We start from the raw sequence: 25,222 nt of genomic DNA, 5'->3' as shown, positions 1-25,222 counted from the left end.
ACGGACCATCCGTTATTGAGTGATGACGGCAGGGCCGGGCTCAGGGGAAGGCACGGGGCTGATGACGCGCGAAGTGTGGCGGGACAGTGCGGAGAACGAGGCGGCCTCCGCCGTCTTCCACCTCATGCAGCAGCTGATCGACCAGTACCGGGTCAACCGGCCGGTGATGCCTCTGGTCGTCGCGCAGGCCGAGGACGCCTCCGCCGGCCCGGAGACCGACGCCAGGGTCGAGCAGATCGTCCACCAGGTCCACCGTGCGAACCAGCTGCGCCGGGTCCCGGTGAAGCTCCTCGACGGGGGCGGTGACACCCCGTACGAGGCGGCGCTCTCCATGGTCCGCGCCCTCACCGAGCGGCCCTGGGAGACCCGGGGCACCTCGCAGTACAAGCCGTTCGTCTTTCCCCGCTCCCGGCTGCTCGCGGCCATCGAGCAGGCCACCGCGACGGTCGTCGCACAGCCGGGCCGGGGTTCCGCCCGGGAGCGCGACGAACGGATCCTGGAACAGCTGGGCAGCCTGCGCTGGCGGCCGAGCCGGTCGGGGCGCAACAGCTGGTGGGACTCCCTGCGCGCCTCGGTCCGCCCGGAGACCTTCCTGGGGGCCGTCTTCATCGCCGTGCTCAGCGTGCTGCTCGGCGAGATCGGCTGGGTGCTCACCGCCCTGGTGGCCGCCGCGGCCCTGCTCGGCCTGGCGGTCGTACGGCTGATGACGAGGGCGGCGCCGCCGCTGCTCTGGCTGCGCGGGGCCAGCAGATGGCTCGCGACCACGTCGTCCCTCGCCGCGTCGAGCACCGCGTACCCGTCCGACGGCTGGTCGCGCTTCTCCCCCAGCGGTTCGTGGCGGGTGATCCGGGCGCGGGCGGCCGCCGTCGCCGAGCGGGTGGCCGACGCGGCGGCCGGCGACGAGCACGCGCGCCAGTTCCATCTGGAGCTGCGGGTCCAGGCGCTGCTGGAGGACCTGCTGGACAGCTACCGGGCGCACGCCCCGGACTGGCGTCGCGGCAAGCGCACCGTCCCGCCGGTGGTCTTCCTCCCCACGGCCACCCAGGACAACGGCGGCGTCCTGCTGATCAACGCCGTCAACAACGTGCGTTCGCGGCGCAGCGAGGTGGATCCGCTGCTGCTCCTGGCCTCCCTGCCCGCCGACCGGATCATGCGGCACACCCCGCCGCTGCCGCCGGAGCCGCCCGCGAACGCCGGGGCGAGCACGGGGGCCCGCGCACGGTACGAGACCTGGGTCGAGGACCTGAGCGTGGGGCAGGCGCCGGCGGCGGCCGTGACGCTGGCCTGGGTGCTGCGGCTGCCCCTGTCCTCCGAGCAGCTGACCCACGAACACGCCCACCTCCAGCTCGTCACCCACCGCGTACGCCGTACCTGGGCGTGGTGGGTGATGTCGCGGAGGACCGTCACCCTCGTGCTGGTCTGCGCGCTGCTGGGGACCTTCCTGTGGAGCGCGCACTGGAAGGAGACGTACTGCTACGGCCCGCTCGTGGGCCGGAGCACGGACTCGGTCAGACTGGCCGGACCCGGGGGCGCCGACGAGTGCGTGGGGGTGGCGACGGTCCCGCAGGTGCGCTTCGCCGAGGGCAACACCCTCCAGCTCAACGGGGTGGGCAAGGGCGTCACCTTCGAGCGGATCGAGCAGGCGATACGCGAGCAGAACGCCGGCATCCCGCCGGGAGCGCCGCGTGTCACCGTCGTCTACGCGGGCCCGCTGACGGGCACCGACACGAACCGCGAGGACACCCGCAAGGGCCTGGAGGAGCTGACCGGCGTCTACCTGCACCAGCGGTTCGTCAACGACACGGCGAATCGTTCCGTCAAGCTCCGGGTGCTGACGGCCAACGGCGGCCAGGACATGCTGCGGCAGACGACGGCGGTCAAGAAGATCATCGAGGTGGCCCGGCGGGACTCCTCCGTCGTCGGCGTGGTGGGCCTCGGACGCAACACCACGGAGAGCGCGGCGGTCACCGGGCTCCTCCAGCGCGCCGGGCTGCCCGTGGTGGACACCACGAACTCGGGCAGCGACCTGGCCCGTGAGTACCCGAACTACTTCGGTCTGGCCGCCACCGACGAGGAGCAGGCGGACGCCGTCGGGCTCGTCGCCGGCCAGCTGGCGGACCGGCTGGAGGATCCGCAGGCCGTCGTCCTGTCCAGGAAGGTGGGCAACGAGGACAAGGACCGTTACACGACCGAGCAGCGCCGGGTCGGTCTGCGGATGCTGAAGGAGTCGGGCTTCGCCCTGGTCTCCGACACCCGGTACTCCCTGTCGAAGGACGGCAACTCCGCCAATCTCGACGCGCCCCTGCACGCCATCTGCGGGGCGGAGCGCGTGCCCGACGCCCTGTACTTCGCCGGCCGGGTCGAGGACGTCAACACGCTGATGTCCGGCCTCGGGCAGACGGCGGGCTGTTCGGACAAGGCCATCACGGTCTTCACGGGCGACGACCTCACCAAGGCACGGTTCGACGACGCGACGAAGCTCGCGGACAAGGTCACGCTCTACTACGGCGCCCTCGCACCGATGAGCCAGGGCGGGGGCCGGGCGTTCTACGAGGACTCCCGCAAGGCGCTGCAGTCGCTGCTCCCCGAGGGACAGCAGCTGCCCGCCCTGCCGAAGGAGCGCCCGTACGAGGACCGGCTGTTCACCAGCGGGCAGACCGTCATCTCCTACCAGGCGACGGCGGCCCTCTACGCGGCGGCCACCCGCAGCGACAACCCGCAGAGCGCGGCAGAGACCTGGGCGACGCTGTACTCGGTGGCCCTGCACGACATGCCGACCGGGACGATCACCTTCCGGGGGACGATTCCCTACACCGACCAGAGGGTGCACGGCCTGGACGTCGTCGAGGTCACCCGCCCGGGCCCGGACGCCCGGAGCCGCAGCGTGTGCGGCCGGGCCGCGGGTGACCGCACACCGCTCACCCGCGCGGACTGCCGGGTGCCGTAGGGGTGCTCCGGGGGGGGCGGCTGAGGCCTCTCCCGGTGCCGAGCATGCGGGCTCGGCGGGCTCGGCGGCTCGTCGGGCGTCCTGGCCGGCTAGTCCACCAGGTCCCGCACCACGGCGTCGGCCAGCAGCCGGCCGCGGAGGGTGAGGACCGCGCGTCCCTCACCGTACGGTCCGGGCTCCAGCAGCCCGTCGGTCACGGCGCGGGCGGCCGCCGCGAGACCTGCGGGAGCGAGCAGGGACAGCGGGCAGCCCTCGACGAGCCGCAGCTCCAGCAGGATCCGCTCGACCCGCCGGTCCTCGTCCCCGAGCACCTCACGGCCGGCCCCCGGCGAGCGGCCCTCGGCGAGTGCCTGCGCGTAGGCCCCGGGGTGCTTGACGTTCCACCAGCGCACCCCTCCGACATGGCTGTGCGCGCCCGGTCCGGCGCCCCACCAGTCGGCCCCGCGCCAGTACAGCTCGTTGTGCAGGCAGCGGCCCTCGGGCGTACGGGACCAGTTCGACACCTCGTACCAGGAGAAACCCGCGGCCGCCATCGCCTCGTCGGCAATCAGGTAGCGGTCGGCGTGGACGTCGTCGTCCGTCATCGGGACCTCGCCCCGGCGGATGCGGCGGGCGAGCTGGGTCCCCTCCTCCACGATCAGCGCGTACGCCGACACGTGGTCGGGTCCTGCGCCGATCGCCGCGTCCAGGGAGGCCCGCCAGTCGTCGTCGGACTCACCGGGGGTGCCGTAGATCAGGTCGAGGTTGACGTGCTCGAAGCCGGCCGCGCGGGCCTCGGCGACACAGGCCTCGGGCCTGCCGGGCGTGTGGGTGCGGTCCAGGACCTTCAGGACGTGCTGCCGGGCGCTCTGCATGCCGAAGGAGACGCGGTTGAAGCCGCCCTCCCGGAGTGCCGCGAGATAGGCCGGGTCGACGGACTCCGGGTTGGCCTCCGTGGTGATCTCCGCGTCCTCCGCCAGCCCGAACTCCTCACGGATCGCCGCGAGCATCCGGACGAGGTCGGCGGCGGGCAGCAGCGTCGGCGTACCGCCGCCGACGAAGACCGTGCGGACGGGACGGGGGTCGTCGCCGAGCACCTTGCGGGCCTGGCGGACCTCCTCGACGAGATGGGCGGCGTAGTTGTCCCGGGACGCCAGGGCGCCCCCGGAACCACGCAGCTCGGTCGCGGTGTAGGTGTTGAAGTCGCAGTAGCCGCAGCGGGTGGCGCAGTAGGGCACGTGCAGGTAGAAACCGAGCGGACGGCCGGCGGCGCCTTCCAGGGCATGGCGGGGCAGCGCCCCGTCGTCGGGCACGGGCTCACCATCGGGCAGTACGGAAGGCATACCGTCCATTGTCACTCGCCCGCGGAGTCATCCCGCACAGCCGTGTGCCGCCCCCCGTCGACCTGGAGCACCAGCAGGGCCAGGTCGTCGTCGGGCGGGCGCTCGGCGAAGGCGTGGACGGCCTGCTTGATCCGGTCGGCCATCCCGGCGGCGGTAAGCCCCGCGCAGCCCGCCAGGACCCGTGCGAGGCCGTCACCGTCGTCGAACATCAGCCGCCCCGAGCGCCGCTCCGTCACCCCGTCGGTGACGCAGAGGAGGCTGTCGCCGGGTGCCAGGTCGAAACTCTGGCTGTCGTACGCCACGTCCTCGACGACGCCGAGCAGCACCTGCGGCTCGGCGGCCGGGCGTACGGAGCCGTCGGGGCGCAGCAGCAGCGGGAGGGGGTGGCCGGCGCTCGCCACGGTGCAGCGCACCCCGCCGTCCGGGAGCGGCACGAGGGAGCCGTACAGCAGGGAGAGGAAGCGGGACTGAGTGCCGTCCTGGATCTGCTCGCCGCCCTGGAGCTGCTGGCCGCCGGCAGCCGCGACCATGAGGGCGGCGGCCTCGGCGGCCTCCATGGCGTCGTCCAGGAGGAGCCGGTTGAGCCGGTCGAGGACCTCTCCGACGCGGAAGCCCTCCCGGGACAGCAGACGCAGCCAGGGCCGGGCGAGGCCGGTGACGACGGCGGCCTCGGGCCCGCTGCCCTGGACGTCCCCGAGCACGAAGCACCAGCGGCCGCCGGGGCACGGGAACAGGTCGTAGAAGTCGCCGCCGACCACGCCGTCGTCACCCGGCTCGTACACCAGGGCGCTGGTGACCCCGGGTATCTCGGCGACCTTGCTGGGCAGCAGTCCGCGCTGCAGGATGCGGCTGATGGTGGCCTGCCGGGTGTAGGCGCGGGCGGCGCCCACGGCGAGGCCCACCCGCCGTACGAAGTCCGCGAGGAGGATGGCCACCTCGTCGGGAATGTGGTCGTCGCCCTCGCGGCCCACGAGCAGCGCGCCGAGCGTGCGCCCGCCCGAGACGATGCGGTGGGCCAGCGCGGCTCCCGTACCGTCACCGCGCTCCGCGGCGCCGCCCGGCCAGGGGATGGGTACGGGGCCGGCACCGACACTGCCGGGTAACCGGAGCGGTTCCTTCTCCAGCGTGGGGCGCAGCAGCTCGGTCCGTGCCTCGTCGCTGTGCCAGACCCCCGCGAGCCTGGGGGCGGCCGCCGGGCCGCCGCCCTCGCTCTCCAGCCATATCGCGCACCAGTCGGCGAGCCGCGGCACCAGGAGGCGGCCCGCTGTCGAGGCCACCGTGTCCTCGTCGAGCTGGCCCGCGAGGAGGCCGGAGGCCTCGGCGAGGAAGGAGAGCCCGCCACGCCCTGCCCAGCCCGCGTCGTCGCGCGCGGCCTGCCCGGCCGCGGGGGTGAGGATCCCGCCGTCGCGCAGTCCGCGCCTGCGCGAGGCGTCGTCGGCGGCCGGGGTGTCGGGCAGTCCGTAACGGTCGTCCCCGAGGAGGCGGGCCCAGACGGTCTTGAGGCCGGTGCGATAGGTGATGCCCCAGGACTCGGCGAGGGTGGCGACGAGCTGGAGCCCCCGGCCGTACTCGGCGGGGTCGGGCCGGTCGGCCCGCTCGTCGCGCACCGACCGGGCCGGATGGTGGTCGGTGATCTCCAGTACGAGGGCGGCCGGTTCGGGGCCGGCCGGGTCCTCCAGCCTGAGGAGCAGCTCGACGGTCGTACCGGCGTGCACGACGGCGTTGGTGACCAGTTCGCTGGCCACGGTCAGAGCGTCGTCGGTCAGCCGCTCCCCGAACTCACCGGACGAGGGAAGCCCCAGCCCCGTCCAGTCGGTGAGCGCGGCCCGGACGAATCTGCGGGCCGCGGCCGAGGCCTGCGGGATTCCGGGCAGGCTCGTGCGGGCGGCCGGACGCGGATCGCCGCTCTGACCTGCGACGACGGTGCCGGGACGCTGGACTGTGTCCCGCTGCAAGGGAATGGGCCCCACGGTGCGGCTCCTGACGGTCTCGCGAAACGCCGCTGACGTATCCCGACAGGGTGACAGACCGGGCGCACCCATAAGCACCGAGTGACGGAAGTCGCCGGGACGGGACGGAAACGGGCCGGGGCCGGTGGGTGCTCCCGCATCCACCGGCCCCGGCCCCGACGTGCTCCTTCGGCCGTCCAGCCTCGCCGGGAGCCCGTCCCCGTCTCGTCTACGCCTCGCGGGAGCCCGCGTACATGTCGTCGATCAGGTCCTTGTACTCGCGCTCGACGACCGGGCGCTTCAGCTTGAGGCTGGGGGTCAGCTCGCCGTGCTCGATGTCGAGGTCGCGCGGCAGGAGCCGGAACTTCTTGATGGTCTGCCAGCGCTGAAGGCCCTCGTTGAGGCGCTTCACATAGCCCTCGATGAGCTCCACGGCCTGGGGGGAGGCCACCACGTCGGCGTACGGCTTGCCGCCCAGTCCGTTCTCCTCCGCCCAGCCGAGGATGGTCGGCTCGTCGAGCGAGATGAGGGCGGTGCAGAAGTTACGGTCGGCGCCGTGCACCAGGATGTTGGAGACGAACGGGCACACCGCCTTGAACTGGCCCTCGACCTCCGCCGGGGCGATGTACTTGCCGCCGGACGTCTTGATCAGGTCCTTCTTACGGTCGGTGATCCGCAGGTAGCCGTCCTGGGAGAGCTCGCCGATGTCGCCGGTGTGGAACCAGCCGTCGGACTCCAGCACCTCGGCGGTCTTCTCGGGCAGCCGGTGGTAGCCCTCCATCAGCCCGGGGCCGCGCAGCAGGATCTCGCCGTCGTCCGCGATCCGGACCTCGGTGCCGGGGAGCGGCTTGCCGACGGTCCCGGTGCGGTAGGCCTCGCCCGGGTTGACGAAGGAGGCGGCACTGGACTCGGTCAGGCCGTAGCCCTCCAGGATGTGGATACCGGCCCCGGAGAAGAACAGGCCGATGTCGGGGGCGAGGGCGGCCGAGCCGGAGACGCAGGCTCGGAGCCGTCCGCCGAAGGCCTCACGGATCTTCGCGAAGACGAGGGTGTCGGCGACCTTGTGCTTGGCACCGAGCGCGAACGGCACCGAGGCCCTGCCCGTGCGCCGGAAGTTGTCCTGGGACACCGTGGCGTGCTCGCGGGCGACGTCGGCCGCCCACTGGAAGATCTTGTACTTGGCCCCGCCACCGGCCCGCGCCTTGGCGGCGACACCGTTGTAGACCTTCTCGAAGATGCGGGGAACGGCCGCCATGTAGGTCGGCTGGACCACCGGCAGGTTCTCGATGATCTTGTCCACGCGGCCGTCGACGGCCGTGACGTGCCCGACCTCGATCTGGCCGGAGGTGAGCACCTTCCCGAAGACGTGCGCGAGCGGCAGCCAGAGGTACTGGACGTCGCCCTCGGTGATCAGGCCGGTCGCCACGGTCGCCTTGGCCATGTACGACCAGTTGTCGTGCGGCAGCCGCACACCCTTGGGCCGGCCCGTGGTGCCCGAGGTGTAGATCAGGGTCGCCAGCTGGTCCGGGGTGATCGCCGCGACCCGGTCGGTGACCGCGTCGGGGTTCTTCACCAGGTGCTCGGCGCCCCGGGCCTCGAGCTCGGCAAGGGTGAGGACCCAGCCCTCGGGGTCGCCCTCGGCGGCCTCGGCGCCGGCCGGATCGATGACGACTACATGCGCCAGTTCGGGCAGATCGGCCCGGCTCTCCCGGGCCTTCGCCAGCTGGGCGGCATCCTCGGCGATCAGCACGCGGCTGTCGGAGTCGGCCAGGATGAAGGCGGACTCCTCGGTGTTCGTGGAGGGGTAGATCGTCGTCGTCGCCGCGCCCGCGCACATCACACCGAGGTCGGCGAGGATCCACTCGACACGGGTGGAGGAGGCGAGCGCGACACGCTCCTCCGGCCTGACACCCAGGGAGATCAGACCGGCCGCGATGGCGTGGACCCGCTCGGCGGCCTGCGCCCAGGTGAGCGACTTCCAGTCGTCCGGGCCCTGCCCCGACGCGGCAGGCACCGGATAGCGGTACGCCTCCCCGTCCGGAGTGGCCGCCACGCGGTCGATGAAGAGAGTCGCCACGGAGGGCGGTCGGCTATCGATCAAGGTCTGTGTGTCGCTCACGACGTCCTCCGGGCCTGCGGCATTGCTACGACCGGCTTATGGATGCTGCTGCTTGTATGTCCTGCTTCTCGTTCCCGCTCGGCCTGCTTGTTTAACTGGCGAGTAACTAACGGGTGGTGATCAGACTAGAGCGAGTGGGACCGTCGCGTAAGAGGCAACGGGCCGCCGCTTGATAACGAACCGGGCCCCTGCGCCACGGGTGTCCGCGGCACAGGGGCCCGTTGGGCTACTCCCAGGTACGCCCGACGGCGTACTCCCGGGTCGCCCCGGGCGGGTGCTACTTCTTGGCCTTGCCCTCACCGGCCGACTCGTCGGTCGACAGGACGGAGATGAACGCGTCCTGCGGCACCTCGACGTTGCCGACCATCTTCATCCGCTTCTTGCCTTCCTTCTGCTTCTCCAGCAGCTTCCGCTTACGGGAGATGTCACCGCCGTAGCACTTGGCGAGGACGTCCTTGCGGATGGCGCGGACGGTCTCACGGGCGATGACCCGGGAGCCGATGGCGGCCTGGATCGGCACCTCGAAGTTCTGCCGCGGGATGAGCTTCTGCAGCTTGGCGACGAGCCGGACGCCGTACGCGTACGCCTTGTCCTTGTGCGTGACCGCGGAGAAGGCGTCGACCTTGTCGCCGTGGAGCAGGATGTCGACCTTGACGAGCTGGGCGGACTGCTCCCCCGTGGGCTCGTAGTCGAGCGAGGCGTAACCGCGGGTCTTGGACTTCAGCTGGTCGAAGAAGTCGAAGACGATCTCGGCGAGCGGAAGGGTGTAACGGATCTCCACCCGGTCCTCGGACAGGTAGTCCATGCCGAGCAGGGTGCCGCGCCGGTTCTGGCAGAGCTCCATGATCGCGCCGATGAACTCGCTGGGCGCCAGGACCGTGGCCCTCACGACCGGCTCGTGCACCTTGTCGATCTTGCCCTCGGGGAACTCGCTCGGGTTGGTGACGATGTGCTCCGAGCCGTCCTCCATCTCCACGCGGTAGACCACGTTGGGGGCGGTGGCGATGAGCTCCAGACCGAACTCGCGCTCCAGGCGCTCACGGACCACGTCGAGGTGCAGCAGACCGAGGAAGCCGACGCGGAAGCCGAAGCCGAGCGCGGCCGAGGTCTCCGGCTCGTACACCAGGGCGGCGTCGTTGAGCTGGAGCTTGTCCAGGGCCTCGCGCAGGTCCGGGTAGTCGGAGCCGTCCAGGGGGTAGAGCCCCGAGAACACCATCGGCTTGGGGTCCTTGTAGCCGCCCAGCGCCTCGGTCGCCCCCTTGTTCAGGGAGGTGATGGTGTCACCGACCTTGGACTGCCGGACGTCCTTCACACCGGTGATGATGTAGCCGACCTCGCCCACACCGATGCCGTCGGCCGGAGTCATCTCCGGGGAGGAGACGCCGATCTCCAGGAGCTCGTGGGTGGCGCCCGTCGACATCATCTTGATGCGCTCGCGCTTGTTGAGCTGACCGTCGACGACCCTGACATAGGTCACGACACCGCGGTACGCGTCGTAGACCGAGTCGAAGATCATCGCGCGGGCCGGGGCGTCCGCCTGGCCGACCGGGGCCGGGACATCCCGGACGACCCGGTCGAGCAGCGCGTCCACGCCGACACCGGTCTTCGCGGAGACCTTGAGCACATCCTCGGGCTGGCAGCCGATGAGGTTGGCCAGCTCCTCGGAGAACTTCTCGGGCTGGGCGGCCGGCAGGTCGATCTTGTTGAGCACCGGGACGATGGTGAGGTCGTTCTCCATCGCCAGGTAGAGGTTGGCCAGCGTCTGCGCCTCGATGCCCTGGGCGGCGTCGACCAGGAGGACGGTTCCCTCGCACGCGGCCAGCGACCGGGAGACCTCGTAGGTGAAGTCCACGTGGCCCGGGGTGTCGATCATGTTGAGGATGTGGGTCGAGCCCTTGCCCTCGCCCTCGGTGGGTGCCCACGGCAGACGGACCGCCTGGGACTTGATGGTGATGCCGCGCTCGCGCTCGATGTCCATCCGGTCGAGGTACTGGGCGCGCATCTGCCGCTGGTCGACCACTCCCGTCAGCTGGAGCATCCGGTCGGCAAGGGTCGACTTGCCGTGGTCGATGTGCGCGATGATGCAGAAGTTACGGATCAGCGCCGGGTCGGTACGGCTCGGCTCGGGCACGTTGATGGGAGTCGCGGGCACGCAGGGTCCTGATTCTTGAGACGCCGGACGCCGTGTCTCGGGTCGATGTCGGGTCGGACGGATCGATACGTAGCCTCCATGGTCCCACGCCTGCGGGGCCGGGACCGGTTTGGGCCGGTCCGAGGGTGGCTGCTACCGTGGGCAGCTGTGCCTCGTGGCCCTCAGAAGCGGCGTGGCGCACATAGAAGATCCAACGAACCTGAAAAGGCTCTTTCGTGGCGAACATCAAGTCCCAGATCAAGCGGAACAAGACGAACGAGAAGGCGCGCCTGCGCAACAAGGCCGTCAAGTCCTCGCTCAAGACCTCGATCCGCAAGGCCCGTGAGGCTGCCGCTGCCGGTGACGTCGAGAAGGCCACTGTGGCCGTCCGCGACGCCTCCCGCCAGCTCGACAAGGCTGTCTCGAAGGGTGTCATCCACAAGAACGCCGCCGCCAACAAGAAGTCGGCGCTGGCTCTCAAGGTTGCCGCCCTCCAGGGCTGAGCTACTGATGTGATCGCCGGAACGGACACAGCGGGCCCTCTCTCCCGCTCCTGACCGGCACCCCGCGCCGCACACCGAACCTGCGTTCGCCACGCGGGTGCGGCGCACCAAGAGTGAACCGAAGGCCCCGGCCGTGTCCTCCCCAGGACGACGGCCGGGGCCTTCGTGCTGGGCACTCTCGGGCAGGGCGCTCACGGGAGCGGCCGGGCGGTGGGCCCGTCCGACCCGGGGCGCGCGGTGGGACGGGGTGCGCGGTGGGGGGCGGGCCGTAGGACCGGGCGGGCGGTGGGACGGGGCGGGCCGTAGGACCGGGCGGGCGGTGGGACGGGGCGGGCCGTAGGACCGGGCGGGCGGTGGGACGGGGCGGGCCGTAGGACCGGGCGGGCGGTGGGACGTGCGCGCGGGCGGATGAGCGGTGACGTCTGACCCGACCGGTGGAGGTGTGGTGGCCGGTCCTGCGCGGTGCGCAGACCGCGCGCGAGTGGCGGCCTGATCACTCGCTGACGTTCAAGGCCGCACAGTTCGACACCCCGAGATCGGACAGCACCGCCCGCAACCGCTCCAGGGCCGCAGTCGTGGCAGTCGTTTCCGAGTCCCCCTCGATTTCGAGGTCAAGATGGCAACGACCCATGCCACTGCCGGCGCCGATGATTTCGCCGTCGAGCTCGAACGCCGCTTCCAGAGCCTCCTCGACCTCATCACGGTCGATGGGCAGCCCCACGAAGACGATCTCGACGAACACCCCAGTCCCCCTCTCAACAGGCGACCCGGCGACCCGGCGACACGTAACGGTCGAGGCGCTGGCGGCCACTCGAGCGCGGGTACGGCTAGCGGCCGCCGGAGCGCGCCGCACGGGCTACGGCGACCACGGCCTTCTCCAGGGCGTACTCGGGGTCGTCCCCACCGCCCTTGACACCGGCGTCGGCCGCCGCGACCGCCATCAGGGCCGCCGCCACTCCGTCCGGTGTCCATCCCCGCATCTGCTGGCGGACCCGGTCGATCTTCCACGGCGGCATACCGAGCTCGCGGGCCAGGTCCGCCGGGCGTCCTCCCCGGGCGGAGGAGAGCTTGCCGATCGCCCGGACGCCCTGCGCGAGAGCACTGGTGATCAGGACGGGAGCGACACCGGTGGACAGCGACCACCGCAGTGCCTCGAGCGCTTCCGCCGCCCGGCCCTCGACCGCGCGGTCGGCGACGGTGAAGGACGAGGCTTCGGCGCGGCCCGTGTAGTAGCGGCCGACGACCGCTTCGTCGATGGTGCCTTCCACATCCGCCACCAGCTGCGAGACGGCGCTCGCCAGCTCCCGCAGGTCGCTGCCGATGGAGTCCACCAGCGCCTGGCATGCCTCGGGGGTCGCGGAGCGCCCGAGTGCCCGGAACTCCGACCGCACGAAGGACAGCCGTTCAGCCGGCTTGGTGGTCTTGGGACACGCGACCTCACGCGCCCCCGCCTTCCGCGCGGCGTCCAGCAGACTCTTGCCCTTGGCCCCGCCGGCGTGCAGCAGCACGAGGGTGATCTCCTCGGCGGGGGCGCCCAGGTAGGCCTTGACGTCCTTGACCGTGTCGGCGGAGAGGTCCTGTGCGTTGCGCACGATCACCACCTTGCGCTCGGCGAAGAGCGAGGGGCTGGTGAGCTCCGCGAGCGTGCCGGGCTGCAGCTGGTCCGGGGTCAGGTCGCGGACGTCCGTGTCGGAGTCGGCGGCTCGGGCCGCACCCACCACGTGCTGCACCGCACGGTCCAGGAGCAGGTCCTCCTGGCCCACGGCGAGCGTGACGGGGGCGAGCGGATCGTCGGTGGAATTACGCTTGGTGGCCATCGCGGTCCAGCATCCCACGGCCCTGTGACAACGCCGCGGGGCAGCCGCCCCGGCGTACCGCCCCACCTGACCTGCCGGACAATGACCGGGTGAGCGACGTGAGACATGTACTGGTCCTGCCCGACCGTGACGCGGCCGAGGAGGTCGCGGGAGAACTGGCCGACCGGTTCGGCGTGACCGAGGAGCCTCAGCTGGTGCGGGACGCACTGGCCGGCGAGGACGACGCCGACGACGCGCAGTGGCTGGTGGTGGTGGAGGATCCGGCCGCGCGGCTGGACTCCACGGCGCTCGACGCCTTCGCCGCGGAGTACGAGGGCTGGCTGGAGGCACCGTAACGGCGAAGACGTAAGCCGTGGGCCGGTACGCGTTGCTGGTGCGCCGTGCCGGTCCGGCGGTTCGGGGATCTGGCGATTCGGTCCGGGGATCCGGCAATCCGGTCCGGCGATCCAGGTGCGGCGCTGTCAGCCCTTCGGGATGATCTGGATGTCCATGTCGATCTTGATGCTCGGGCCGACCACGGCGATGCCGCGCGCCAGCATCGTCTGCCAGGTGAGTGTGAAGTCCTCACGGTGCAGTTCGGTGGTCGCCCGGCAGGCGGCCCGGGTCTCGCCCTCCAGGCCGTTACCCAGACCGAGGTACTGGGTGTCCAGGGTGACTGTGCGGCTCACACCGTGCAGGGTGAGCGCGCCGGTCACGCCCCAGCGGGTGCCGCCCCGGTGGACGAAGCGCTCGCTGTAGAACTCGAGGGTCGGATAGCGCTCGACATCCAGGAAGTCGCCGGACCGCAGGTGGTCGTCACGCATCCGGACATTCGTGTCGATGGACGAGGCGTCGATGACGACGTGCATGGCGGAGTCCTCCATGCGGTCGGCGATCCGCACGGCACCGGCGAACGTGTTGAACCTGCCGTGGATCCGGGCCATGCCGATGTGACGTGCCGTGAAACCGATCTGCGTGTGCGCGGGCTCGATCTCCCAGTCACCCGGATCGGGCAACTGGGGAGGCTGGGCCACCTGGAGGAAGACGTCTCCGAGGCTCGTGTGACCGCCCTGGTCCAGGGTGACCGAACGATGGAAGGGGGTGAAGCCCTCGGCTGTGACACCAAGCCGGTAGTCACCCGGGGGAACGGTCGCGACCACGTTCCCGAAGGGGTCCGTCTCCCCGCTGACGACCTTGCGGCCCGCGCTGTCGGCGACGACGAAGTCGGCCGGCCGCACAGGCTCGGAGACGGGGTCCAGCACACGGCAGCTCAGCATGGCGGCGTCCTGCGGCACCGGGAACCCGGCGGGAGCGTTGCTCTGTGCGGTGCCGGACTTCCCTCTGCTGCCTAGCCAACGGCCGAACATGTGCACGCACTCCCCAGGGTGGTTCTCACCTCGGACCCCTGACAGTCGGACGTCGTTGTCGGAGCAGCGGCCCGCCGACGAATAGGTATTCGATCACCGTTGCGACGTTCGAGGCAAACGCAGCAGCTCAGAGTGGGTTGTGCCGAGCTGTGCGGAGCTGTGCGTCACTGTACGCAGGTACCACCGAAGGTCCAGTTTTGTGCGGGTTGGAGGACTCGTGGGCGCCCTGTCCTGCGGTGCGGCACACGTCACATGGTCAGGGGCGGGCGCACCACCGGCGGGCGGGTGAGGGCCATACCGAAGTGGTCGTGGTAGGCCGCGAGAACCTCGGCGTCGTCCCGCAGCTCGGTCGTGTGGCGTTCGCCCCGCACGGTCGTGATCAGAGTGCGGCCGCGGAGGGTCACCCGGCCGTCCTCCGTGCACCGGGAGCAGACCAGTGACCGGGTGAAGTGGGAGTCCGGCGAGGTGCGGTGATACCAGGCCCCGGCCCGGAAGTCCGCCAGCACGCGCGGTCGCAGGTCGAGGCGGAACTGCCGCGAGCCGTCGCGCAGCAGGTCGAGGTCCCCCTGCGGCGCTTCCCGGAACCTGAACGTGCCGCTGGGATCGCTCTGTTCCGTGCGGACCGCCAGCTCGAGCGGGTGCAGGGCGTGGTCGCCGAACCCGACATCCGCGAGCCAGGGGCCCGCGCCGTCGTCGGTCTCCACGCGCAGGGCGATGTGGTCGTACGGGATGCCGAGGCGGCCTCCGTCGCCGAACACCTGCGCCTGGAGCGGAACTACACGAAAGCCCAGCTCTCGGAGAAGCGCGGCAAAGGCGCCGTTGAGCTCGTAGCAGAAGCCGCCCCGGCGGTCCGTCACGATCTTGTCGACGAGCTTCTCGTCCTCCAGGACGACATCCTGACCAAGGTGGACGGAGAGGTTCTCGAAAGGCACGGACATCAGGTGGCGGAGCTGCAGCTCGCGCAGCGCCGCGGCATCGGCCCGGGGTGGGCGGGCGGCGCCGATCCGTTCCAGATAGGCGCCCACCCAGCCGGGCGTGGGTGCGTGAGCGGTCTGCCGCGCGTCCTCGTGCATGCCGGAAGTCTGTCGCGGCCGGGCGGGCGGCGCCATTGGCCCCTGGACCTAGGACCGTCGGCCGAGGCGGCGGCCACAGCCGATGGCTAGCGTGTGAGTCATGACGGAGCGAGAGCCGGCACGCGGCCCCGAGCAGCGCAAGCAGGATGTACTCGATCATCTGGAGAAGGACGAGGACCTCTGGGTGTCGACCGCCTCCGCCGACGGTGTGCCGTGCCTGGTGCCCTTGTCGTTCGTCCTGGACGAGGACACCCTGCTGCTGGCCACCCGGCGCACCAACCCGACGGCGGTCAACGTGACCCCGTCGGGACAGGTCCGCGTCACACTCGGGCACACCCGCGATGTGGTGCTGATCGAGGGAACGGCCGAGGTCGTCGAAGGCGCGGATCTTCCCGCCGACTCGGGTGACGCCTTCGCCGAGAAGCTCGGCTGGGACGTTCGCGGACGCTCTTCGTGGGTGTATCTGCGCATCACTCCGCACACCGTCAAGGCGTGGCGCGAGGTGAACGAACTGGCAGGGCGCGAGCTGATGCTCGCCGGGACCTGGCTGGTCTGACAGCCGGGGCCCGCATGCCTGCACGGCCGGCATGCTCTCCACTGCCGGCCTTTTCACCACGGCCCGGGCGGGGGGACAGACCCGGGCAGCGGCATGGAGTCGGGCGGGGGTAAGGGCAGGGGACGGGGCAGGGGCACAGGACCGGGCAGCGGCACGGAGTCGGGAGGGGGTACGAGTCCGGGCAGGGGCGCGGGACCGGGCAGGGGTACGAGCCCGGGCGTTTCTCGTGTTCATGACCGGCCCGCCGCACGCAGCTGTGAGCCGGCGCCTGTCACCGCGATCGCGCCGTGGATGTCGGTGCGCAGAACCTTCGCTCCTGTCGCTTCGAGTGCCTCGACCGTGCGGGCCGCCGGATGGCCGTACGGGTTGTCCGTGCCGCAGCTGATCAACGCGAGCCTCGGGCCTGCGCTGCGCAGGAGCGCTGCGTCCTGATGCGCGGAGCCGTGGTGCGCGACCTTGAGCACATCGACCCGGGGCAGCGCCGGGTGGCTGCGCAGCACTCCCCTCTGCGCCGGTGGTTCGAGATCGCCGAGGAGAAGCAGGGTCAGTCCGCCGGAGCGGACGAGGAGCGTGACGCTGGAATCGTTCGGTTCCTCGGTCACATGGGCGGACGCCGTCCCCGGCGCACCGGCCGCCGGCCAGAGCACCTGCCAGTCCAGGGGGCCTGTCCGACGCCGCTCCCCCGGAACGGCCCGGGTCGTCGGGACGTGCGCCTGCGCCGCCGTCCTCCGCACGAACGCCGCCTGCTCCGGCGGCTCATCGAGACTCGTCGTCTGGATCGTGCCGACCTCGCGGCCCTTCAGTACACCGGGCAGGCCTCGCACATGGTCGGCGTGAAAGTGGGTCAGCAGCACGAGGGGCACACGGGTGACACCGAGATCGCGGAGGCACCTGTCGACGAGGCGGGGTTCAGGACCGGTGTCCACGACCACTCCCGTGCCGTCCCCGGCAGCGAGCACCATGGCGTCCCCCTGCCCCACGTCGCAGAGCGCGAAGGCCCAGCCGGGCGGCGGCCATCCCGTCATGAGCCGGGTGAGCGGCACCGGTCGCAGCACCGCGAGGACCAGCAGGAGCGCAGCAGCGGAGCACACCCAGGGGTGGCGGGCCAGGCGTCGGGCCGAAAGCGCCAACAGGGCCGTGATGACGGCCAGGAGCGCCGCTCCACGCCAACCCCCCGGCCAGTCCAGTTCCGCCCCGGGAAGTGCGGCTCCTGTGCGCGCCACGGACGCGATCCACCCGGCCGGCCAGCCTGCGACGTGGGCCAGCGCTTCCGCCACCGGTATGGAAACGGGGGCCACGGCGAGCGCGGCGAATCCCAGGACCGTCGCGGGCGCCACCGCGAATTCGGCCAGGAGGTTGCAGGGAATCGCCACCAAGCTGACCCTCGACGCGAGAACCACGACCACGGGCGCGCAGACGGCCTGAGCAGCTCCTGCCGCGGCCAGCACCTCGGCGAGCCGTGCAGGGACCCCGTGCCGTTGAAGCGCGCCACTCCATTTCGGGGCGAGTGTCAGCAGTGCTCCGGTCGCGAGCACGGACAGCAGGAACCCGTAACTACGGGCCAGCCACGGGTCGTACAGCACCAGCAGCAGAACGGCCGCGGCCAGTGCCGGGATCAGTGATCTGCGCCGGCCCGTCCCGATGGCGAGCAGTGTGATCACACCGCAGGCAGCCGCGCGCAGCACGCTCGGCTCCGGACGGCAGACGATCACGAAGGCCAGTGCGATCCCGCCGCCGGTCAGGGCTGTCATGCGCAGGGAGATGCCCAGTCGGGGTGCCAGGCCTCGGCGTTCGCTGCGCAGTGCCGTGCCCGGGGGGCCGATGAGAAGGAAGAGCAGAATCGAGAGGTTGGCGCCGGAGACGGCGAGCAGGTGCGTGAGGTCGGTGGCTTTGAAGGCGTCGTGCAGATCCGGCGGAACCCGTGAGGTGTCGCCGACCACCAGCCCCGGCAGGAGTGCCCGCGCATCGGCGTCGAGGCCGTCGGTGGCCTCCCGCAGACCGGACCTCAACTGCCCCGCCACACGTTGCAGCCGGGAGGGCTCCGCGATGACCCGCGGCGGGGCGTCCGCGTCGGTGCCGAGGACGGCTGCGACGTGCTCCCCCTCATGACGCGGAGGGGAGAGCCGTCCGCTGATGCGGAGGCCTGTCGAGGGCAGCAGCTGTTGCCACTGCGCCGCCGCAGCACCCGGGGCGACCATGACCAGGACAGGGGTCCGAAGCCTGGTGACCGTGCCGTCGGGGGCGGTCAGCCGGTCGACCTCGGCGTCCAGGAGCAGGGAAACAGGCGTGCTGTGATCGCCCCGCACACGTGGCCGGGTCTGTCGGGGATCGGATGTGACGGTCACGTCCACTTCGACCCGCTCGTACGACTCCGCCAGTCCGGGGAGCGGGCCCCTGCGGGCATCCGTGCCGTGCAGCCCGGCCACCGTCGCCCCAGCCGCCGCGCAGAGCAGCGCGGCGGCTGCCGCCGTGACGCGCGTTCCCCAGCGCCCGTTGTGTCCGGCAGGCGCCGACGGCTCGGTCGGCGGGACCACAGGCCCTGCCGGACGCACCCGGCTTCCTGGAGCGGCCGGAGCAGGAGCCGAAGCCGGAGCCAGAGCAGGCGCAGGCGCAGGCGCAGGCAGGGACGCCGAATTCACACCCGCTGGATCCACACCAACCGGACTCGTGGGTGCCGAAGTCGCGGTCACCGCGCCCGGTGGGGTTGCCGGACCCGCCCTGCCCCAAGGCCTGGTTCGTGCCAGGAAGCCGGATACAGCAAGGAGACCCAGGCCGGTGCACGCGCAGAGAACAGATCCGGTCACCACCCACCTGCCCGGCGCTCCGAGCGCCAGCGCCGCTGCCGCCCAGGCCGCCAAGGCCGGAGGGACCAGCCGTAGGTCGGCCGGAGTCGCCTGGCGCGGTTCGGCGGCACCGAGCCGCCGGCCCGAATCGGTATGGACGTCAGGAGCGTTCACGGCCTGACCAGCGGTCGGAGGTCGGCGAACCGGCGGTCCCCGATGCCATTGACCTCGCGAAGCTCGTCCACGGAGCGGTAACCCCCGTGCTCGGTTCGGTAGTCGATGATGTGCTGCGCGAGCACCGGGCCGACACCGGGCAGGGTTTCGAGCTGCTCGACGGTGGCCGTGCCTAGGCTCACCAGCGCGGCGGGGCCGGCCCGTCCCGTCGCGGATCCGCCTGTTCCCGGTCCGCTCGCGGGTGGCGGCGCACCGGGCACGCCCACCGCCACCTGCTCGCCGTCCGTCAGGACCCGCGCGCGGTTGAGTGAGGTGGCATCGGCGCCCTCCCGGATGCCTCCCGCCGCGCGCAGCGCGTCCGCGACACGTGAGCCCGCCGGCAGATACTGGATCCCCGGCCGTCGCACCTTGCCGCTCACATCCACGACGATCTGCTCGCCGGAGGCGGTGCCTGTGCTCGAACCCGTATGCGGGACGGGTGTGGGGCCGGAGATTTGAGCGCTCGGGGCCCCTTCCCCGTCCGCCCGGACCGCGGCCGCCTCCGTGACCCGGTCGGGAGCGCTCACCGCCTCCGGACGGGACGACCAGAAATGTGTCGCCGCGAATACCGCGGCGCCGACCAGGACAACGGCCAGCGCGGCCAGAGCGCGTGGCTCGAGGCCGCACCGCAGCTGCACCCACAGCGGTAACCGGTCGCGCAGCGCGGGGCCCGCTTCTCGCCACCACCGGGGCCTCGTGTCCGACGCGTCGGGTGCCTCGCGACGCGGTGGTGAGCCGGACCCGGCCGGCGGGGCTGCCGTGGGGCTCGCATCGGCTGCTGAGTATCGCGACGGGGCCGCGGCCCAGGACGGCGCCGCGCGGATGCGTCCGTCCTCGTCGCGCGGCAGCGAAGCCGTGGGCACTGTGGAAGCCGCGTCCGCCGTCGCCGCCCCACGCACCGCCGCCGCCCCGGCCGTCGCCTCACCCGCCGTCCCCGTATCCGCTGTCCCCGCACCCACCGTCCTCGTCACAGCCGTCGTCGCAGCGGCCAAGGGCCGGTCCGTCCCCAGGAGCGCGTCCGCACGGAGCCGGGAAGCCGCCGCGGTCCCGGTGTCCGGCCCACGCGTGGGGCGCCGTCGGAGCCTGTGCCGGGCCCCGGATGCGGTACCGGGCGAGGTTCCGGCCCCTCCGGCGGGGCGGACACCGGGCCTGAACCGGGCGCGCCCCGGCGGGCCTGCTCCCAGGGGCGCACCATGCGCGGACCCGTGTACGGACCTGTGCGCTGCCCGAGGCCTGGCCGCGCGCACCACCGCGTGCCGGGGTGGGTCCATGGCGGCATGCGCAGGAAGATCCGGAAGCCGGTGCGAGGCCGGGACCACGGCGCCATTGCCGAGGCCCTGCGGGTCGGTGGCGCGGCTGGGTGGGGGAAGCAGTCGGAAGGTCATGGCTCAGACGCTAGACACATCCGAAAAAATCCGTCGGGACGCCCCAAATACAGTGGATAACTCACCAGTTGTGGATAACTGCATCACCCGAGGAGGTGAAATTCAGTGCGGTGCGACGACTGCACCCAGCAGTCCCGGACCGGTGTGCGCCCCGATCACCGCACCGACTTCGCTCACATGCAGGTCGACGAGCCCTGGGATCCGTCCTCGCAGCCGTTCCGCCAGTCGCTCGGCTCCTTCGGGAGCGGCCAGGTGGTGAACGGCGATGTCCACGGCACCTGTGCCGGCCTGTCCGGCGACGATCTCCTCGAGCCGTGCGATCGCCTTGGACGCGGTCCGCACCTTCTCCAGCATCTCGATACGGCCGTCCTCCAGCCGGAGGAGCGGCTTGACCGCCAGGGCCGACCCCAGCAGCGCCTGTGCGGCGCCGATGCGCCCACCTCGGCGCAGGTAGTCCAGCGTGTCGACGTAGAAGAAGGCCGACGTCTCGGCCGCCCGTTTGTCGGCCGCTGCGACCGCCTCCTCCAGACCGCCGCCCGCCTCGCCCGCCTCGGCGGCTGCGAGAGCGCAGAACCCCAGGGCCATGGCGACCATGCCGGTGTCGACCACCCGCACCGGGACGGGCGCTTCCTTCGCCGCGAGCACGGCTGCGTCGTACGTACCGGAGAGCTCCGAAGACAGATGGAGAGAGACGATGCCGGTGGCCCCCGCCTCCGCCACCGCTCGATAGGTGGCGGCGAAGACGTCCGGACTGGGCCGCGAGGTGGTCACGGACCGGCGCTTCTGCAAGGCGAGCGCCAGTGACCGGGCCGAGATCTCCGTGCCCTCTTCCAGCGCCTGATCACCCAGGACGACAGTCAGCGGCACTGCGGTGATGCCGTGCCGTTCCATCGTCTGGGGCGGCAGGTAGGCCGTTGAATCGGTGACGATCGCGACATGGCGGGACATGAGCCGGAGGTTACCTTCCGAGGTGGGGACACGGCAGCCCGGGACCGGCCTACTGATCATCTCCGGTCCGCCGGGCACCCGTCCCCGGCGTGCCTCCGGCGTATCGGAGATGTCCAGGAATCACATGCTCCGTCGCTTGCCAGCCGAGGACCGTGGACCCGAATTGGATTCGTGTCAGTTCGTCGTCTCCGGCTTGGCGGACTTCTGCCACGGATAGCCCGTGCGCAGCCGGGGGTCCGGAGGGGTGAGCGACGGTGGTGTCTGTTGGTCCGCCGGTCCGGTCCAGTTGTGCCCGGCCGCCTCGCCCCGGGAGGCAGTCGGTTCCTCGGTCGTCCAGTGCCGCAGAGCCCCGGCCTCCAGGTCGATCTGCGCGCCGAGCGCGGCCAGATCGTCGTCGGCGAACTGCCTTGCACGGTCACGGGCAGCCCAACGCAGCGATTCCGCCGCGTGCGTGATGCGTTCCGTGCGCTCCTTCAGGCCCGGCAGCAGCGTGGCCACCGTCGCCCGGTCCGGCTCGCGTTCCAGCCGCTTGAGGTCCTCCTCGAGCTCACGTCCGTGGGCGCTCAGACGCTGGAAGAGGCCCAGCGACTCCGAGAGGGAGGCGTCCTCCGTCACCCCGGCGTTCAACGCGTCCTGAGTGGCCCGCATAGACGTACGCAGCGAGAGCCTCAGCTGGGCGAGCTCCCCCGGCACACCCGGCTGGCCATAGCTCTTGGCCCGCAGCGTGGTGTCCTCCACCGAGCGGCGCGCCTGCGTGATCGTCCGGTCCACACCCCGCTTGGCCGCGCGCACCGTCTTCACACCGGCGTACACACCGAGCGCCATGAACGCCACGAACAGCAGCGTCAGGATCAGGATCACGGCTTCCATGAACGCCCCTAGGTCGTCGAATCGGCTGCCCGTGTACGGTCGCCCCTTCTACCGTAAACGGAACGGGCAGGCCGAGGGTTCCACCGGAACCCCCAACCTGCCCGTAGGGGAAAGCCCTGGCCTCGAGCGAAAGCCCTGGCCTCGGGGAAAGCCGTGGCCCGCCCGGCCTGGCGGCCGCACGTTCGGCCTGGCCCAGCGCGCGCCGGTCAGCGCCTTCGGCCGACCGTCCGGCGCGAGGGCGCATGGGCGGGACTGCCGGCCGATGCCGTCACGCGCCGACGCCGCGGGCCACCCCGGCGCCGTTACGCAGGGACGATGTTGACCAGCTTCGGCGCCCGCACGATCACCTTGCGGATACCGCCCCCGCCCAGCGCGGCCACGACGTTCTCGTCGGCCAGGGCGAGCGCCTCCAGTTCCTCGTCCGTGATGGACGGGGAGATCTCCAGACGGGCCTTGACCTTGCCCTTGATCTGCACCACGCAGGTCACTGTCTCGTCCACGACGTACGCCGGGTCCGCGAACGGGAAGTCCTGGTGCACGACGGACTCGGTGTGGCCCAGCCGGCGCCACAGCTCCTCCGCCACGTGCGGTGCCAGCGGTGCGGTCAGCAGCACCAGCCGCTCGGCAACCGAGCGCGAGAGCGGGCCGCCCGCCTTCGTCAGGTGGTTGTTCAGCTCGGTGATCTTGGCGATGGCGGTGTTGAAGCGCATCCCCGCCATGTCCTGGCCCACGCCGTCGATGGCCTTGTGCAGCGCCCGCAGCGTGTCCTCGCCGGGCTCCGTGTCCACGACGGTGACCTCACCGGTCTCCTCGTCGACGACGTTGCGCCACAGCCGCTGCAGCAGCCGGTACTGACCCACCACGGCGCGGGTGTCCCACGGGCGGGAGACGTCCAGGGGTCCCATGGCCATCTCGTACAGCCGCAGGGTGTCCGCGCCGTACTCGCCGCAGATCTCGTCAGGCGTCACGGCGTTCTTCAGGGACTTACCCATCTTGCCCAGGACGCGGCTGACCTTCTCGCCGGCGTGGTAGTACGCGCCGTCGCGCTCCTCGACCTCGACTGCCGGGACCGCGATACCGCGGCTGTCCCGGTAGACGAATGCCTGGATCATGCCCTGGTTGTACAGCTTGTGGAACGGCTCGGCCGACGAGATGTGCCCCAGGTCGTGCAGCACCTTGGACCAGAAACGGGCGTACAGCAGGTGCAGAACCGCGTGTTCCGCACCACCGACGTACAGGTCCACGCCGCCGGTGGGCTGCCCCTCCCGCGGCCCCATCCAGTACTGCTCGATGGCCGGGTCGACCAGCCGCTGGTCGTTGTTCGGGTCCAGGTAGCGCAGCTCGTACCAGCAGGAGCCGGCCCAGTTCGGCATGGTGTTGGTCTCGCGGCGGTAACTCCGCGGGCCGGCGCCGTCACCCAGGTCCAGGGTTACGTTGACCCAGTCGGCATTCCGGGACAGCGGGGTCTCGGGCTGGGTGTCCGCGTCCTCCGGGTCGAAGGTCCGCGGCGAGTAGTCCTCGACCTCCGGCAGTTCCAGCGGCAGCATCGACTCGGGCAGCGGGTGGGCGATGCCCTCCTCGTCGTACACGATCGGGAAGGGCTCTCCCCAGTAGCGCTGACGGCTGAACAGCCAGTCACGCAGACGGAAGTTGACGGTCCCCTCACCGACACCACGCGCCTGCAGCCACTGAGTGATCTTCGCCTTGGCGTCGACGACACCCAGGCCGTCCAGCGAGACCTCGTCGTTGGCCGAGTTGACCAGCTTCGCCTCGTACGAGGCGAACGCGTCCTCCCACGTCGAGGTGTCCAGGCCTCGGTCGTCCGAGGGCTCGACCACGCAGCGCATCGGCAGCTCGAAGGCGCGCGCGAAGGCGAAGTCACGCGCGTCGTGCGCCGGTACGGCCATGATCGCGCCGGTGCCGTAGCCCATCAGGACGTAGTCGGCGATGAAGACGGGGACCTTCTTGCCGCTGACCGGGTTGGTCGCGTAGGCACCGGTGAAGACGCCGGTCTTGTCCTTGGCTTCGGCCTGCCGTTCCACGTCGGACTTGGCGGCGGCCTGCTTGCGGTACGCGGTGACGGCCTCGGCCGGGTTCGCGTGGCCGCCGGTCCAGACCGGGTGGGTGCCCTCGGGCCAGGCGGCGGGGATGATCCGCTCGACCAGCTCGTGCTCGGGTGCCAGCACCATGTAGGTCGCACCGAACAGGGTGTCCTGACGGGTGGTGAAGACAGTGATGTCTCCCGCACCGTCGACCGGGAAGTCGACGCGCGCGCCCTCGGAACGACCGATCCAGTTGCGCTGCTGCAGCTTGATCGCCTCGGGCCAGTCCAGCCCGTCCAGGTCGTCCAGCAGCCGGTCCGCATAGGCGGTGATGCGCATGTTCCACTGGCGCAGCTTGGCCTTGAAGACCGGGAAGTTGCCGCGCTCGGAGCGGCCGTCCGCCGTCACTTCCTCGTTGGCCAGCACGGTGCCCAGCCCGGGCGCCCAGTTGACGGGCGCGTCCGAGGCGTACGCCAGGCGGTACTGCCCCAGGATGTCGGCGCGGTCGGCGGCGCTCAGCGTGCTCCACTCCCGGCCTTCGGGAACCGGGCGCTCACCGCTCTCGAACTGGGCGACCAGGTCGGCGATCGGGCGCGCCCGGTCGGCGTCGGTGTCGTACCAGGAGTTGAAGATCTGCAGGAAGATCCACTGGGTCCACTTGTAGTACTCCGCGTCGATGGTCGCGAAGGAGCGGCGCTTGTCGTGGCCCAGGCCCAGCCGTCGCAGCTGGACCTTCATGTTCTCCATGTTGGCCTCGGTGGAGGCGCGCGGGTGTGTGCCCGTCTGCACGGCGTACTGCTCGGCCGGCAGGCCGAACGCGTCGAAGCCCAGGGTGTGCAGGACGTTGTGCCCGGTCATCCGCTGGTGGCGGGCGTAGACGTCGGTGGCGATGTAGCCCAGCGGGTGACCGACGTGGAGACCGGCACCCGAGGGGTACGGGAACATGTCCATGATGAAGCGCTTCGGCTTCGCCGCCAGCCCGGAACCGTCCGCCAGGTCACCGGTCGGGTTGGGCGCCTCGTACGTCCCCTCGGCGTCCCAGAAGTCCTGCCAGCGTGCCTCGATGTCGGCGGCCATCGCTGCCGTGTAGCGGTGCGGCGCGGCCACCTCGGCCGCGGAATTCGTCTCGCTCATGATCCTCAAAGCTCCATCGATCGTCATCTGCCGGCGCCCACGTCTACGGACACACGTCTACGGAAACGAAAAATCCCCTCGCAC

The 25,222-nt window shown here is 71.3% G+C and carries 17 protein-coding genes; 4 read left to right on the top strand and 13 right to left on the bottom strand.

What is annotated here, in order from left to right; translation table 11 throughout:
* The first annotated feature begins 61 nt into the window (after positions 1–61).
* Positions 62–2,947 (top strand): ABC transporter substrate-binding protein, encoded by a 2,886-nt coding sequence (locus tag P8A20_RS24445; protein WP_147963371.1) that lies wholly within the window; start codon positions 62–64, stop codon positions 2,945–2,947.
* A gap of 89 nt (positions 2,948–3,036) precedes the next feature.
* On the opposite strand, the gene hemW is transcribed toward P8A20_RS24445, so the two are convergent.
* The 4 genes from hemW to lepA form a co-directional block, all read right to left on the bottom strand.
* Complete coding sequence (hemW, locus tag P8A20_RS24440) at positions 3,037–4,269, bottom strand: radical SAM family heme chaperone HemW (protein WP_147963372.1); 1,233 nt, start codon at positions 4,267–4,269, stop codon at positions 3,037–3,039.
* An 11-nt stretch (positions 4,270–4,280) separates the two neighbouring features.
* A complete protein-coding gene (locus P8A20_RS24435; RefSeq protein WP_147963373.1) occupies positions 4,281–6,239 on the bottom strand; it encodes a SpoIIE family protein phosphatase in 1,959 nt (652 codons plus the stop codon).
* 208 nt (positions 6,240–6,447) lie between these two features.
* On the bottom strand, positions 6,448–8,337 hold the full coding sequence (locus P8A20_RS24430; RefSeq protein ID WP_147963374.1) for an AMP-dependent synthetase/ligase: 1,890 nt from the start codon (positions 8,335–8,337) through the stop codon (positions 6,448–6,450).
* A 277-nt stretch (positions 8,338–8,614) separates the two neighbouring features.
* Complete coding sequence (gene lepA / locus P8A20_RS24425; protein ID WP_147963375.1) at positions 8,615–10,489, bottom strand: translation elongation factor 4; 1,875 nt, start codon at positions 10,487–10,489, stop codon at positions 8,615–8,617.
* Between the two features lie 215 nt (positions 10,490–10,704).
* Here lepA and rpsT point away from each other — a divergent pair, with 215 nt between their 5' ends.
* Complete coding sequence (rpsT, locus tag P8A20_RS24420; RefSeq protein ID WP_014156344.1) at positions 10,705–10,971, top strand: 30S ribosomal protein S20; 267 nt, start codon at positions 10,705–10,707, stop codon at positions 10,969–10,971.
* A gap of 493 nt (positions 10,972–11,464) precedes the next feature.
* Here the strand turns inward: rpsT and P8A20_RS24415 are convergent, their stop codons facing one another.
* Complete coding sequence (locus P8A20_RS24415) at positions 11,465–11,713, bottom strand: hypothetical protein (protein WP_147964472.1); 249 nt, start codon at positions 11,711–11,713, stop codon at positions 11,465–11,467.
* Positions 11,714–11,798: 85 nt separating this feature from the next.
* A complete protein-coding gene (gene holA, locus P8A20_RS24410) occupies positions 11,799–12,788 on the bottom strand; it encodes a DNA polymerase III subunit delta (RefSeq protein ID WP_147963376.1) in 990 nt (329 codons plus the stop codon).
* 89 nt (positions 12,789–12,877) lie between these two features.
* On the opposite strand from holA, the gene P8A20_RS24405 reads away from it, so the two are divergent.
* The gene (locus tag P8A20_RS24405; RefSeq protein ID WP_147963377.1) at positions 12,878–13,123 is read left to right on the top strand and encodes a hypothetical protein; all 246 of its coding nucleotides are present in this window, start codon (positions 12,878–12,880) and stop codon (positions 13,121–13,123) included.
* A gap of 126 nt (positions 13,124–13,249) precedes the next feature.
* Here the strand turns inward: P8A20_RS24405 and P8A20_RS24400 are convergent, their stop codons facing one another.
* Both P8A20_RS24400 and P8A20_RS24395 read right to left on the bottom strand, forming a co-directional pair.
* Positions 13,250–14,134: a YceI family protein gene (locus P8A20_RS24400; RefSeq protein ID WP_147963378.1), complete on the bottom strand. Its 885-nt coding sequence runs from the start codon at positions 14,132–14,134 to the stop codon at positions 13,250–13,252.
* 248 nt (positions 14,135–14,382) lie between these two features.
* Entirely contained in the window at positions 14,383–15,207 is an 825-nt protein-coding gene (locus P8A20_RS24395) for an arylamine N-acetyltransferase family protein (RefSeq protein ID WP_147963379.1), read from the bottom strand.
* A 100-nt stretch (positions 15,208–15,307) separates the two neighbouring features.
* Here P8A20_RS24395 and P8A20_RS24390 point away from each other — a divergent pair, with 100 nt between their 5' ends.
* Positions 15,308–15,763, top strand: coding sequence for a pyridoxamine 5'-phosphate oxidase family protein (locus P8A20_RS24390; protein ID WP_147963380.1), 456 nt, complete (start codon positions 15,308–15,310; stop codon positions 15,761–15,763).
* Between the two features lie 230 nt (positions 15,764–15,993).
* Here the strand turns inward: P8A20_RS24390 and P8A20_RS24385 are convergent, their stop codons facing one another.
* The 5 genes from P8A20_RS24385 to leuS all read right to left on the bottom strand — a co-directional run bounded on the left by P8A20_RS24385 (position 15,994) and on the right by leuS (position 25,138).
* The gene (locus P8A20_RS24385) at positions 15,994–18,720 is read right to left on the bottom strand and encodes a ComEC/Rec2 family competence protein (protein WP_306104264.1); all 2,727 of its coding nucleotides are present in this window, start codon (positions 18,718–18,720) and stop codon (positions 15,994–15,996) included.
* Positions 18,717–19,421: a ComEA family DNA-binding protein gene (locus P8A20_RS24380; RefSeq protein ID WP_371606791.1), complete on the bottom strand. Its 705-nt coding sequence runs from the start codon at positions 19,419–19,421 to the stop codon at positions 18,717–18,719. The genes P8A20_RS24385 and P8A20_RS24380 overlap by 4 nt, the downstream gene beginning before the upstream one ends.
* An 825-nt stretch (positions 19,422–20,246) precedes the next feature.
* Positions 20,247–21,092: a DegV family protein gene (locus P8A20_RS24375; RefSeq protein ID WP_147963382.1), complete on the bottom strand. Its 846-nt coding sequence runs from the start codon at positions 21,090–21,092 to the stop codon at positions 20,247–20,249.
* A gap of 174 nt (positions 21,093–21,266) precedes the next feature.
* The gene (locus P8A20_RS24370; RefSeq protein ID WP_147963383.1) at positions 21,267–21,962 is read right to left on the bottom strand and encodes a hypothetical protein; all 696 of its coding nucleotides are present in this window, start codon (positions 21,960–21,962) and stop codon (positions 21,267–21,269) included.
* Positions 21,963–22,264: 302 nt separating this feature from the next.
* Positions 22,265–25,138 carry a leucine--tRNA ligase gene (gene leuS / locus P8A20_RS24365; protein ID WP_147963384.1) on the bottom strand — a complete coding sequence of 958 codons (2,874 nt, stop codon included), beginning with the start codon at positions 25,136–25,138 and terminating at the stop codon, positions 22,265–22,267.
* Positions 25,139–25,222: the final 84 nt, after the last annotated feature.

It is taken from the genome of Streptomyces sp. Alt3 (genome assembly GCF_030719215.1).
Taxonomy (GTDB): Bacteria; Actinomycetota; Actinomycetes; order Streptomycetales; family Streptomycetaceae; genus Streptomyces; species Streptomyces glycanivorans.
The sequence above is the reverse complement of the archived record's forward strand: the minus strand, read 5'-3'. Positions and strand labels throughout refer to the sequence as shown.

Coding starts and splice junctions, on each gene's coding strand:
- P8A20_RS24445 (WP_147963371.1), top strand. CDS start 62: ATGACGCGCGAAGTGTGGCGGGACAGTGCGGAGAACGAGGCGGCCTCC.
- hemW (WP_147963372.1), bottom strand. CDS start 4,269: ATGCCTTCCGTACTGCCCGATGGTGAGCCCGTGCCCGACGACGGGGCG.
- holA (WP_147963376.1), bottom strand. CDS start 12,788: ATGGCCACCAAGCGTAATTCCACCGACGATCCGCTCGCCCCCGTCACG.
- P8A20_RS24400 (WP_147963378.1), bottom strand. CDS start 14,134: ATGTTCGGCCGTTGGCTAGGCAGCAGAGGGAAGTCCGGCACCGCACAG.
- P8A20_RS24395 (WP_147963379.1), bottom strand. CDS start 15,207: ATGCACGAGGACGCGCGGCAGACCGCTCACGCACCCACGCCCGGCTGG.
- P8A20_RS24390 (WP_147963380.1), top strand. CDS start 15,308: ATGACGGAGCGAGAGCCGGCACGCGGCCCCGAGCAGCGCAAGCAGGAT.
- P8A20_RS24375 (WP_147963382.1), bottom strand. CDS start 21,092: ATGTCCCGCCATGTCGCGATCGTCACCGATTCAACGGCCTACCTGCCG.
- P8A20_RS24370 (WP_147963383.1), bottom strand. CDS start 21,962: ATGGAAGCCGTGATCCTGATCCTGACGCTGCTGTTCGTGGCGTTCATG.
- leuS (WP_147963384.1), bottom strand. CDS start 25,138: ATGAGCGAGACGAATTCCGCGGCCGAGGTGGCCGCGCCGCACCGCTAC.